This window comes from Dyadobacter sp. (assembly GCF_017744695.1).
GTDB lineage: Bacteria > Bacteroidota > Bacteroidia > Cytophagales > Spirosomataceae > Dyadobacter.
This window is the reverse complement of sequence record NZ_JAGIAS010000001.1, coordinates 352,645-366,090: the sequence shown is the minus strand read 5'-3', so window position 1 is coordinate 366,090 and position 13,446 is coordinate 352,645. Positions and strand designations below refer to the sequence as shown.

7 protein-coding genes are annotated in these 13,446 nt (G+C 53.9%); 2 read left to right on the top strand and 5 right to left on the bottom strand.

What is annotated here, in order from left to right:
• Positions 1-35: 35 nt before the first annotated feature.
• Complete coding sequence (locus J7619_RS01360) at positions 36-884, top strand: AraC family transcriptional regulator (protein WP_291193149.1); 849 nt, start codon at positions 36-38, stop codon at positions 882-884.
• 74 nt (positions 885-958) lie between these two features.
• A complete protein-coding gene (locus J7619_RS01355; RefSeq protein WP_291193147.1) occupies positions 959-2,149 on the top strand; it encodes an MFS transporter in 1,191 nt (396 codons plus the stop codon).
• A gap of 9 nt (positions 2,150-2,158) precedes the next feature.
• Here the strand turns inward: J7619_RS01355 and J7619_RS01350 are convergent, their stop codons facing one another.
• From J7619_RS01350 to J7619_RS01330, 5 genes are all read right to left on the bottom strand, one after another.
• The gene (locus J7619_RS01350; RefSeq protein ID WP_291193145.1) at positions 2,159-3,085 is read right to left on the bottom strand and encodes an alpha/beta hydrolase; all 927 of its coding nucleotides are present in this window, start codon (positions 3,083-3,085) and stop codon (positions 2,159-2,161) included.
• Between the two features lies 1 nt (position 3,086).
• Entirely contained in the window at positions 3,087-7,010 is a 3,924-nt protein-coding gene (locus tag J7619_RS01345; protein ID WP_291193143.1) for a PVC-type heme-binding CxxCH protein, read from the bottom strand.
• Positions 7,011-7,038: 28 nt separating this feature from the next.
• Complete coding sequence (locus J7619_RS01340) at positions 7,039-8,652, bottom strand: RagB/SusD family nutrient uptake outer membrane protein (protein WP_291193141.1); 1,614 nt, start codon at positions 8,650-8,652, stop codon at positions 7,039-7,041.
• A 19-nt stretch (positions 8,653-8,671) separates the two neighbouring features.
• The gene (locus J7619_RS01335; protein ID WP_291193138.1) at positions 8,672-12,016 is read right to left on the bottom strand and encodes a TonB-dependent receptor; all 3,345 of its coding nucleotides are present in this window, start codon (positions 12,014-12,016) and stop codon (positions 8,672-8,674) included.
• A gap of 249 nt (positions 12,017-12,265) precedes the next feature.
• Positions 12,266-13,366, bottom strand: coding sequence for a FecR family protein (locus J7619_RS01330; RefSeq protein ID WP_291193136.1), 1,101 nt, complete (start codon positions 13,364-13,366; stop codon positions 12,266-12,268).
• Positions 13,367-13,446: the final 80 nt, after the last annotated feature.

Below are 13,446 nucleotides of genomic sequence, written 5' to 3'. Positions count from 1 at the left end.
TTTTATGACAGGATTTCTCTAGATTTGAAATGTAGATGAAAAAACCTGCTATTGACATACATCGCGACGAACTGGATGGCGTCGGCGTGGAAATTGTGCCGGTGACGTCATTGCAATGCGAAACCTATCCCGCTCACCGCGACGATCACTACATTTTCATTGTACAACAACATGGCCATTGTGTTTGGGAGCTGGATTTCACTCAGGTAGTGCTCACAGGTTCAATGGTGGGCTTCATTACGCCTGGCCAGGTGCATCAGAATCTAGATTTTAATGGGGCCGGCGGGTGGCTGGTGTTCGTGACGCCGGGACTGGTATCGCCCGAAAACCGCGAGATTTTTGACAATTTTACCCACGTACGGCAAACGGCTTCCATCGCGCCGAACAGCCCGCTTTTTCAGCTGGTACCGATTCTCGGAACAACGCTCGACCAGGCCACACTGGCACTCAAGGAGGGATTGGTGAGCTCGTTAACGGATTCCATCGTCACATTGCTGGCGTCGCATATCCTGCAATCGGAGTATTCGGCCGGGTTGATCGAGGGGCGCAAGTACCGCACCGCGGCACGTTTCAAACAGCTTGTAGTTGAAAATTGTAAGGAGTTGAAACAAGTAAAAGAATATGCCGCATTACTGAACATCACGCCATTGTACCTGAATGAAATTGTAAAGGAGGTTACCGGCTTTTCCGCCAGTCATCGCATCAATGAGGAGATTTTGCTGGAAGCGAAAAGAATGCTTTCCTATTCCCGGCTGGATGTGAAGCAGATTGCCTACGAGCTGGGTTATGAAGATCATGCTTACTTTTCGAGGTTTTTTAAAAAGCACACGGGCATGACGCCCGTCGCATTCCGGAACTCAAAACCATTATTTGTCCAATCATAGCCATGCACCGCCTCTCCCCCGGCAACTGTTGCACATACTAATTTTGCTGCCGTAAAATCATTATACGGTACAAAATGAACATCATTGCTGCAACAAGCGAGGACAAGACCTTCGCGAAATTCATCACGCCTATTATCACCTCAGTCTTTGCCATATACCTTACTATGGGTATGACGCTCGGCATACTTCCGGGCTTTGTCAAAAACGATCTGCATTTCGGAAGTCTCATCGTCGGCATCGTTGTTGGGTTGCAATCGCTGGCAACCTTGCTCACCCGGGCCTATTCAGGCAAGCTCACCGACACCAGGGGGGCTAAAACCAGTAATTATCTGGGTATTATACTTGTCGCCGTGGCGGGGGGAATTTACACTTGCACGGTTCTTTTCGGATTCGGGGGCGGCACCACGCTCGTTCTTCTCATGCTCGCACGCATGGTGCACGGCGTGTCCGAAAGCCTTTCGGTGACGGGATCGCTCACGTGGGGCATCGGGCTGGTGGGAGCGCCCAAATCGGGGAAGGTAATGACCTGGAATGGCATCGCCATGTATGCAGGCATTGCGCTAGGTGCGCCGTTGGCCATCTGGATCAGGCAGGCATATGGTATTCAGTATGTATTTGCCTCCACGATCATCCTGTCAGGTATCAGTTGGGCGGCCACTGCCGGGTTACCGGCGTTGAAGGTGGATGGAACACATATCCGCACGCCTTTTTACAAAATCGTCGGCCTGATTTCCACGCAAGGCCTCGGACTTGCTTTCGCGTCCATTGGTTTCGCCTGCATTTCATCCTTCATCTCCCTGTTTTTCAATTCCCGGAGCTGGGGAAACCCATCGCTCGCCTTTATCACATTTGGTGCTTGCTATGTGCTCACGAGGGTTTTCTTTTCCTCTTTCCCCGATCGGTTCGGCGGTTACCGGGTTGCGTTGGTATCGCTCGTGATCGAGCTGTGCGGCCAGTTGCTGATCAGTTTTGCTCCCACATCCGGGCTCGCCATTGCCGGGTGCGGGCTCACGGGCGTTGGCTTCTCACTCGTCTTTCCGGCATTGGGCGTGCTGGCGATTCAGAAAGTCGCTCCGCAAATGCGTGGCACCGCCCTGGGGGCCTATGCCGCGTTCTTTGACCTCTCGCTTGGATTGGCGGGGCCGGTTGCGGGCATTGTTGCCGGATGGACGGGATACGCCTCGGTCTATCTGTTCGGGGCGACGAGCTGTCTGCTGGCGGTTATGGTCCTGTTGAGCAAAAACAAGGATGCCGGCAAAGCATGACGAACCGCGCTAATTCCCGGTGCTGATCAGATATTCCGAGCGCATCCATTCGACCACGTCGTCGAACCAGACACGGAACGGCGGATAGGTGAGAAAACCATGCTCTCCCCTGGAATAAATGTGCAGCGCGCCTTTAACGCCGCTTTTTTGCATGGCATTGTAAAAGGAGACGCTGTTGGAAACCGGAACGACCACGTCGGCGCCGGAATGCGCGAGAAATGCAGGGGGCGTCGCAGGGCCGACTTGCAGTTCATTGGAAAATAAACGGATCGTTTCCGGGTCGGCATTTTTGCCGAGCAGGTTGTCGCGGGAGCCGATATGGCCGGTACTGTCGTTGAAGCTGATGACCGGGTTGATCAGGATCATGAAATCGGGTCGCAGACTGGTTTTGCCTGTCTCGTCGATATAACGCGTCCCGAAATGCGTCCCTGCGGTGGAGGCCAGGTGGCCTCCGGCGGAAAAGCCCATCATGCCGATCCGGCCGGGGTCGATACCGAATTCCTTCGCGCGTTCCCTGACTGTTTTAATAGCCTGCTGCGCGTCCTGGATGGGGCCCAAAGCCGTTTTTTTCATGATCTGCGCGTCCGGTAACCGGTATTTCAGGACAAACGCCGTAATGCCTAACCGGTTGAATGCCCGCGCGACATCGCTTCCTTCCCGCTTGGTTAGCAAGGTGCCGTAACCACCACCCGGACAGATAATGACCGCCGTTCCGTTTGCGCGATTTTGTTCGGGTAAGAAGACGGTCAGACCGGGGATTGAAACGTGCGACGTCAGTGAATCGACGGTTGCGTTGGCGGACAAAGTTTCCCTGTCGGGTGCTGCTATGGAATTGGGAATCGTTCCGGGATACAGGCGCATGTAGCGCTGTGCCACGCTACATGCGCTGGAAAACAGGATTCCGGCAATGAGAAAATACGGTGTTAATCGGTGCATCTCAGGGTATTTTGGAGTCTGTAACGGTCAGGATTCCCTGCATGACGCGCCAATGCCCCGGGAATGAACAGATGAATGGATATTCGCCCGGCTGCGCAGGGGCTTTGAATTCCAATCGGAAGGTTTTACCGGAATTGACCAGCGGGGTCGCGAACAAAACATCCGGTGTGGACGGCACGAAATGCTTCTCGAATCCGTCTTTCAGGCTCGCCATGGCATCGGCTGCTTCACCCACTTTTTCGGCAGTGCCGGGTTTGACAATGACCACATTATGCGGCATCAGGTCGGGGTTTTCGAAAACCAGAGTCACCGCTCTGCCCGCCGGAACGGTGAGTGCTTTTTTATCAAAAGCCATTTTGGCTTCGATCGCTACCAGCCTGATTTCGATCGTCCCCATGTTTTCAAGCATCGATAGCACTTCGTTCCGGTCCCTTTCCGGCACCGCATTCACCATGCCTTTCATCGTCCTGACTGCCGCTGCAAATGCCGCCGAATTCTGAACTTGCGCAGGTTCGCTTTTCAGCGATACTACCAGGTCTTTGACCGGCTGCGTTTTGGCTTCGCTTTCAAGTGCCATTTTCATCAGCAAAGGATACGAGATAGCCGGGGCGCGGGGCGCGAGTTCTTTTACTTTCCGGAAATAGGAAGCCTTCAGTTCAGGATCCGGTAACATGGAGATGCCTGCCAGATACGCGGCTGTTTTTTCCTCGATGGCTTTTTGCAGTGATTCTTCCGGCTGGCGGGCGCTGATCAACGCGGCAAAGCCGGTAGCCTGCATCATCTGGCTGGTGTCGGCGGTAATCAATCGTGTCAGTGCTTGTTCATTGGCCTTCAATTCGGCTGGTTCCGAAGTGAGCAGCAGTTTGATCAGTTCCTGCTGAGCGGTGCCCGGCTGGTTCGGTTTTCTGGCCTTTTCTTCCTCATGGATGGCATTCAGCAGGACCTTCACCTTCCCGGTTTGCTGAATTTTCGCAAGGCCGTTCACGGCTTCTGCCTTTTTAGAGGCATTGATGTCGGGTCTGGTCAGCATGGCTGTAAGTACTTCGGAAGTTTGCGGTAATGCGGCGAGCTCCTGCGCACTGGCGAGTTTGAGCAGGTATTGCAGCGTTTGTTTCGGTTTTTTTCCAAAACTTTTGCCTTGCCTGATGCCTGCGAGCCAGATCGGTTTCAGGAAGCGGAATGTCTCGTGCATCGCATAATCCATATAGTAGTCGCTCGGGTACTGGAAGATATCCGCAGCGGCGGTTACTGCCTGTTCGGAGTTGAAATAGCTCAGCGCGACCATCGCCTCGATCCGGACGCGGGGTGACTGGTCGTTCAGCCGTGCACGCATGAGTGCCAGCGAGCCGGGCATGCGATCGCGCCAATGGAGCAGCACTTTCGTAGCTGCGGCGCGTGCCTGAGGTTCTTTTGCTTGAAGCAGGGTTTTTAAAATGTCGGGTTGCATCACGTCGAAATCCTGGAAAAGCCAAAGCCCTTCCAGCAGGTTATGCTCGTATTGCGGGTCGTTTTTATCCAATGCAGCTACCCATTTTTTCAATTCCGGAAGCACTTCCGAGGCCTGCTTTTCACGGATCCGGGCCCGCGATCGGTACCTGAACCGGTCTTCATATTCTTTGAGGTTTTCCAGCAACTGCGGCACGCTCTGGCCCGACACGTCGATCACTTTTAGCGCCGGCTTGCCTTTGTAGGTGATCCGCCACACGCGGCCGTGCGATTTGTCGCGGGCGGGATCGCGCGGCGGGTTTTCACCGTGGGAGATCAGCGGATTGTACCAGTCGACAATATACAAACCGCCATCCGGACCGAATTCCAGGTCGATAGGGCGGAAATTGGGATCTTCCGATTGCAGGATCGCTTCCACCTCCTTGCTGCCGATGCCCGAGCCGCGTGGGATAATGCGGTGCTGTTTCGTGCCCTGGAAGCCGATATTGTTGTTCACCAAAAAGTTACCCTGCACGTCGTCGGGAAATTGCCTGCTTGAAACGATCTCAATGCCGGCGGTGGGCCGTACCCGCGTTTCTGTGAACATTTCAATGCGGGGATGTTTGTCGGGATAGGTGACATTGCCGGTCATGGGCGGAGCAAAATAGTTGGAACCGTCCGACGCGTCGCCGATCAGGTGGGTGCCCCATTTGTCGAAAATGCTGCCCCAGGGATTGTAATAGGGATAGGAGATGTAATGCATTAGTTTGGCCGTGCGCGGCTCGTAGCGGTAGGTCGCGCCCGCGTAAGAGCGCACGGGACCGTACGGCGTTTCGACCTGGGAATTCAGGAACGTGCCTTCATTGAAATACAATGCCCCATCCTGCCCGAACGTAAATGCATGCGTGGCGTGATGGCTGTCCTCCGAGCCGAAACCGGTCAGGACGACTTCGCGCAGATCGGCCTTGCCGTCCCCATTGGTATCTTTCAGGAAAAGGATATCCGGTTCCTGCGACACGTAAACGCCGCCATTGCCAAATTCGAAACCCAACGGGAGATACAGATCGTCGGCAAATACCGTGTGCTTGTCGGCTTTCCCGTCGGCGTCGGTGTCTTCAAGGATCACGATTTTGTCGTGCACCGGAATGCCGGGGAAGTATTGCGGATACGTAGGCATCGTCGCAACCCAGAGCCTTCCGCGCGCGTCAAAATTCATCGCCACGGGTTTTTCAATCGGGAAATCTTTTTCCGAGGCAAACAGGTTGATCTGGTAGCCGTCGGGCAGCTTGAATTTGTCGGTGGTGGCGGGCCACATTTTCTCGTGGTGGGCATGCGCTGCCGCCCTGGCCGCCTCGCCCTGGCGGCCGGTCATCGGTACGTCCGGTATCAGCATCGGGTCCACGGGCTTCCCGCGCCGATCAACGATTTCAATCGCCTTCTGAAATGCCGAGGCGTCATTACTCTTTCCCATTTCCCAAATCACCGAATCCAGCGAAGCGGTCATCTGGTTCAGTTTACGAAGTTCCGGCGGGAATGCGATCACACCGAAGGGTTCCCTTCTGCGGCCGTAAATGTACTCGCCATTCACAGCGCGCCAGCGGTAAAAGAAGTGGTCGTCCTTCATTTTGATGACGGCCAGCAGCTTCCTGCTGTTTTCCGTGTTCAAATCCGGCAGTTTCCCGAAACCCAGCGAGCGGGCCATCCATTCGGCCGCCTGTTTGTAACCCGCGCCGGTAAGGTGAATGCCGTTGATCGTCAGCTTAGGCTGGCCTTTTTGCTGCATTTGGGCGAGGGAGGGTGTGTAGAGGTCGATAAAGTAAATCCCTTTCGCCGACGCGGCTTTTTGCATGGCTTTGGTATACAACGCCAGGTTTTTATTGTGTTCGGCCGGGTTGGGGAAATGCTCACCCATGGCTTCGTGCGCGATAGGCGACACGAGTACGAGTGCGGGGGCCGAGCGGCCATTATACTGGTTCTTTTGCAGGTTTTGGATAAATACATCAAGGTCTTTTTCAAATTGCGGTAAGCCCTGCGGCCCTTTGAAAGCCTCATTCATTCCAAAACACAGGAAAATGATGTCCGCCTGCTGATCGTACAGGTCCTGGTTCAAACCTTCGAAATTCAATGCGACCGGCATCACGATCCGCTCTCCCTCGTGCGTAAAGCCCTGGAATTTTACTTCTTTCTGACCTTCCGTAAGCCGTTTCGTCTTTTCTCCGAAACCCGGAAAATTCAGCGGGCGCGGCTGCAAACCCACTTCGTCGGCACTCCATCCCATATTACGCAGGGTCAGCTGCCTGTCGGGGAAGTTTTTTTGAAGTAATGTCTCAAAATAGCCGTAATGCCGCATCCGGTCGGCAAAGGTGTTGCCGAGCAGAATAATGCGGTCGCCTGTTTTCGGCGCGAAACCGGGATTAGGCGCCTGCCCGGCTGATGGTTTTACAAAAACGACCGACAATATGAGGGTGGCCGAAAGGAAATGCTGAAATAGGAACTTCATAGCAAATGAGGTAAATGGCTGCCAGTCGTTACCAGCCGTTGTTTTGTTTCAGTTTCGGGTTTTTCTCCATTTCGCGCTGCGGAATGGGCATGAAATACATCTTGTCCTGGAAGACATAGGGAATGCCGTCCACCGGTTTGGGATTGTAGCTGTAAGTACCGTTGGCGTTTTTGGTAATGTACATCGCGTGGAACTGTTTGCCATTCAGTACCTCTCCGGCGATTTTCCAGCGCCTGAGGTCCCAGTAGCGTTTGCCTTCGAAGCTCAGCTCGATGTACCTTTCATGGCGGATCTTTTCGCGCATCTGCACTTTGGAAAGGCCGGCCGGCAGCTCGTGTGGAACCAGGCCCGCCCGCTGACGTACCGCTTCCACCGCCGCGTACACAGAGGCATCGGGCGCATTCAATACTTCATTTTGTGCTTCGGCATAGTTTAAAAGCACCTCGGCATAACGCAGCTCGATCCAGTTCTGGTCGCTGCCTGCGCCGCCGTAGTAGTCCTTGTTGGCTTCGTTCATGCCTTTCCGGATCAGGTATCCCGTGATGGTTGCGTAGGGGAGGTTGATGCCGTCGATGGGGGCGCCTTCGTACATGTAAATGGTCGCTCCGAAAAACGTAGCGCCATTATAAAGCACGGTCGCGTCGAATCGCGGGTCACGGTTTTTGTAGGGGTTTGCCGGGTCGTAGCCAGAGCCCGGCTCGTTGATCGCTTTTCCGTTTTTCATTTCAAATGCGTCTACAAATTCCTGTACCGGGCTGCGGTTCACGGCGTCCTGTTTGGATTGCGAATCGGGCTGGCCCCAGGAGTCCCAGCCATGCTCGCGGAACGGTTTCTGGAACTGTACACTGAAAATCTCTTCCTCATTGTTTTTGTCGAGCATGATATTCCGGAAATTGCCATGCAGCTTGTAGTTGCCGGCGTCCATTACTTCCTTGTTGATCTTCGCTGCCTGCTGCCACCGTGCCACGTCGCCTGCCGGATTGTACAATGTACTGGCCCGGTAGGTGAGCACGCGGCCCAGAAATGCCTTCGCCGAATGCTTGTTGGCCTTCCCCACGTCGATAGCCCGGTTTCCGTGCGTTTCCGGCAGTAGCGCAATGGCTTCTTCCAATTCTTTCACCACGAAGTCGAAGCTCTCGTCGGTAGTCTGCCTTGCTACGAAAAGGTCGTCGTCGAGCCCCTGCGGCTCGGTAATGACGGGCACGCCGCCGTAGCGCTTGATCATATTGAAATAGAGCATCGCACGCAGGAATTTTACCTGTCCTTTGAAGCTCGTTTTTTGTTCTTCGTCAATATTGGCCGCGTCGATTTTGTCTAAAAACATATTGGTTTTCCGCACCGGCCCGTAGGCCCAGTATTCCATCGGATTATTATCCGGGAACCACTGGCCCTGCACCACATTACGCGGGCCGCCGCCCCAGTAGCAGCGCGATTCGTCGGTGATGTTATCGTACAGGTTGCGCTCGAATGCCGGTACGTCGAGGTACATATTATTGACAAAAAGCTGGATCAGCGCCGGGTCCCGGAAGATATTCTCCTCGGGGATGGAGTTGGTAGCCTGACGTTCCAGGAAATCTTGATGGCAGGCGGTGGTCATAAGGATCGTTATAACCAGCAGTGTTTTAGCAAATATTTTTGTCATGACTGTAAACATTAACTGATTAAAAAGTAAGGTTGAGACCCAGGTTCAGCGTGCGCTGCTGCGGGTAATAGGTACCGGTGGTGTTCTCGATTTCCGGATCGAACATCTTCATTTTTGACCATACGAAAAGATTGGCCCCGGAGAAGTAAACCCGCACATTCCCCAGGCCCAACCGCTTGACCAGGCCCGTAGGCAACGTGTAACCGAAATCGATCGATCTCAACCGGATATAGCTTGAATTTCGCAGGTAAAGACTGGAAGTCAGTGAGTTGTTTGGGTTAGGGCCTTCCCATGGCCTGGGGTACAAGGCGTCGGGGTTCTCAGGCGACCAGTGATCCAGCAAATCCACGTAAGTGTTGCGCGACCCACCCTGGAAAAAGTCGCGGGCAGCGCCGTAAAGCACCTGCCGTACGCGTCCGGCGGCCTGGAAAAGTACATTCAGGTCGAAACCTTTCAGCGAGCCGCCGAAAGACAATCCACCGATCATTTTCGGGATATTATTATCCATCGATATGATCGTCAGGTCGTTTGCATCGACTTTCCGGTCACCGTTGATATCGGCATATTTGACGTCGCCGGCTTTTTGTCCGCCGTTGAACTGCGGCAGGTATGCGGCGACTTCCTCGTCAGTCTGGAAAAATCCTAACGCCTTATAGCCGGTAATGAACCCCAGCGGGCGGCCGGTTTGCAGCAGGTAATCCGGCGTGTTAGCCGGCTCGTCGAGCGTGATCACCTTGTTCTGTGAGAAGCTTCCGTTCAGTTTGATGAAGTATTTCAATGCCCGAAAGCTGTTTTGGTGGCTCAGCATGAACTCGATGCCCTTGTTATCCACTTTGGCATAGTTTTCCGCGGGCAGCTGTGCGCCCAGCGTGCCCGGTATCGAGCGGATGCGTGTGCGCAGGATGTTGGAAGTTCTTTTGTAAAATACATCGATCTCGAATTGCAATTTCCCTTTCCATAAGGAGCCTTCCAGGCCGAGATCGGTCACGGCGGCCGTTTCCCAGGTAACGTTCGGGTTCGGAAGAATGCCCGGTGTAATGCTGGATAGCCCTTCCGTGCCGGAAACGATGGTCCCCGACGGATTGTAAACCTGCGAATACTGGAAGGTTGGGTTACGAAGCAGATAGCCCGTGTACACATTGCGGTCATTGCCAACCAAGCCGTACGACGCGCGGAGTTTTAAATTGTCGATAAACGCCGTTCCCGCCGCGTTTTTAAGGAATGACTCTTCCATTATGCGCCAGCCGGCGGAGACAGCCGGGAAGAAACCGTACTTTTTGGACGCCGGGAATGCCACAGAACCATCCCTTCTGAACGAGGCCTCAAACAGATAGCGCTCCCGGAAGCTGTAATTCACCCGCGCGATGGCCCCGCGCCGTCCGTCGGTAAAGGATCCCCCGTTCGCATCTTTTTGGTTTTCACCGCCATATAGGAATTCGTCGAGGCCTAGCGCAGGGAAATTGGTACGAAAGCCATAGAAGTTATTGCCTTTGGCATCGAGCTGCTCGAAGAGGAGCAAGCCGCCCACCTCGTGCGGGCCGAAGTTGCGCGAGTAGTTCAGTGAGGCATTGAGTGTGGTGGTATTATACTCGCTGAAAGACTGGGTCAATGCGGTTTTGCCATTCCAGCCGCCATAGGGATATATTTCCAGCGTGTTGCCGTCCTGGTCCTGGCGGTTCATGAAAATGGGGACATTATAATGCTTGTTATTGGAATACTCGCGCCCGAACGACGCGCGGCCCGTCACGGAAAGCCCTTTGACAAAAGGCAGGTCATGCCTGACCGTAAGCGTTGCCTGCAAAATGTTGTTCCGCATGTGATTATAGCCGGTTTTGATCTCCTCCACCGGATGCTGCTCCCGGGTGTAGAAGATGGTCCCGTCGGGGTTGTAGGCCTTGTCGAGCGGGTAGGCGGCCACGATGTCATCGAAAATAGCTTCGGGCGAGTATGCGCTTTGGTTGGTATTGCGGTTGCTGGCGTCGATATCGGCCGATATGGTGAAGTTCTTGTTGATTTTCGCATCTACATTGGTGCGGATCGAATAGCGCTGAAAGTTAATGCGGTCGTACATCCCGTCCTGATCGAGGTAACCCAGCGAAAGGAAGTAACGGATCGCCTCGGACCCGCCGCTAACGCTGAGGTTCTGCTGCGTCTGGAAGGATTGTTTTTTCAGTGTATTGCCGTACCAGTCATATTCGGGAAGTACTCCCGTGCGAATATCTTCCAGCTCCTGGTCGGAATACTGAATAGGCTTGCCGAGGTTCCGTACCGCCTTGTTTTTGGTAACGGCATATTCATAGGCGTTCATTACCCGCGGATATTGCGTCGGCTGCTGGATGCCTGCGAAGCCATTGTAATGGAAGGTGGGCTTGCCTGTTGCACCACGTCGCGTGGTGACGAGGATTACGCCATTGGCCGCTCTCGATCCGTAAACGGCCGTCGCGGAGGCGTCTTTCAAAATGGAAATGCTTTCAACTTCGTTCGGGTCGATCTGGTCGAAAGTCCGGATAATGCCGTCGACGACGATCAGCGCGCTGTTGTCGCCGAAGGTGCTCGCCCCGCGGATGGAAATGGACGAGCCTGCGCCCGGTTTTCCGTTCCCATTCACGGCAATAAGCCCGGGCAGCCGGCCGACGAGTGAGTTGGTGATATTGGTAGCAGGCGTTTTAAGCAATTCCTTTCCTTCGACGGAAGCCACCGAGCCGGTGAGATTTACCTTTTTTTGCGTTCCGTAACCTACCACCACCACTTCCTGCAAAGCTTTCAGGTCGTCTTTCAGTACAATGTCCATTGTACGCTGGTTGCCGACGGGTATTTCCTGGCTGAGGTAACCCACGAAAGAGAAGATGATCGTATGCTCGCCGTCGGGAATGCTGACTTCGAAATTCCCGACGGCGTCGGTCAGCGAGCCGCGCTGGGTGCCTTTCACTACAATGCTCACACCCGGGAGGGGCGACCCTTTTTCATCTTTGACAGACCCCCGGATGCTTCGGTCGGCCGGGCGTTGTTCTTCCTCCGGCTGCTGAACGGCCGGTTTTGGATCGGCCATGATGCTGAGGACCAGCTGATTGCCCGATACCTCGTAGCCGATACCCAGTGGTTTGAAAAGCGTTTCAAGAACCGTACTAAGCGTCTCATTCTGAACATGCAATGTGACTTTGCGTTCGGCCGGGATCACCTGCGGGCTGTACATGAAACGCACGGCCGCCTGCCGGCTGATTTGCCGCAGCGCCACACTTACTTTTTGATCATCCAGGTCCAGTGAAATCCGACGGCTCAATAGTTCCTGGGCCCGGCTGTCGTTGGCTACGACCAGGGAGGTGCACAGGATTGACAGGAGCAGCTGATACATTGATATACGCATGATTTGGAATAAAATCCTGATCGGTTTCGTATTAATTTTCATAGATTTGTATGTATGCTTTTTTGAAAAAATGAGATACAAAAGTTCCCTGCTCCGGTTTTGACGAACCGGATTACTGGCAGCAATCAGATGGGGAATCAGGACAAGCCGGGGATGTTACAGCATCGTCGGCTTGTTTGCATCTGGTCAGGGCGGATGGCCGGATGGGATCATGAGCGTAGGGTTAAGGGGGCTGAAAAAGGTGAATGCTTATCTACAAGAACTTCCCTGAATGATGATCTGCCCATCGATCAACTCATAGCGTGCCTGAATGGCTTTACATATCATTCCCAGTTTTTCGAAAAGCGGTTCCTGGCCGAGTTCGGCGGTCAGCTGGCAACCAGCCAGCAGGTCGGCGTCATAAATGATCTGGACTTCATATTGCTTTTGCAGCGATTCAAACACCCTGGCGACCGGCGCATTCTCGAAAACCAGGGTACCGGCATTCGGCTGCCCGACGGGTGACGGGTTGCCGACGAGCGAGCGTTTCATTGTCTGTTCGTCGCGATGAAAGACAACCTGCTGGTTGGGCAGCAGCACGAGCTGGGTCTTTTCGGGCTCGCGGGTTTTGTTGCGTGCCGTGTTTGCAGTTACGGTCACTTTTCCTGTTTTTACCACGACGCGTACATCTTTATCTCCGTCAAAGGCCTTGACCGTGAAGCTCGTGCCCAAAACGGTCGTGACGATATCACTCGTGTAGACTTTGAAAGGGCTTTGCGGGTTTTTGGTTACTTCAAAAAACGCTTCACCATTCAGCAGCACTTCTCGCCCGGTCTTGACAAACTTGGCCGGGTAGCTGAACCTGCTTTTGGGCGAAAGCCGGACAGAACTGCCGTCTGGCAGGGAAACCGATTTCGTACTATTGCCGTCATTAGTGATTTCTATCCATTTTTCGCTTTTGTACACTTTGGAAGGAACGTGTGCGGTCCGCTCGCCGGTTTGCCAGCTCAGCGGATTGCTGAAAATGAAAAACAAGACGACCACGCACGCCAATGCGCCTGTTCCAAGCAAAACGGGCCGCAGCCAGCGCCGCGTCGGTTCGGAGTATTCCGGATCCCGGGTAGCCGATTTTCGGGCTGCCGAGAGGCGCTGTAATTCCGTTTCCAGTTCCTCGTCGCTCAGGTAGTTCTGCGCGTGGTGAATTTCTGAAATCAATGTTTTAGCCTTCGAAACAATACCCGCACGTTCCGGGTTATTGCGTAGCCAGTTTTCCCAAAATGCATTATCAGCCGGCTGCTGGCGAAGCACCCACCTGCAAAAAGCCTCATCGGCCAGGAAATCCTTGATGTCGTATTGCGCGTAGTCCTGCATTTTCCGGTTTCAGTAACCTATCTGCATTGAAATAGTACGTACCGGGAAGCTGATACCCTTTTTATGATAAAAATTTGAGA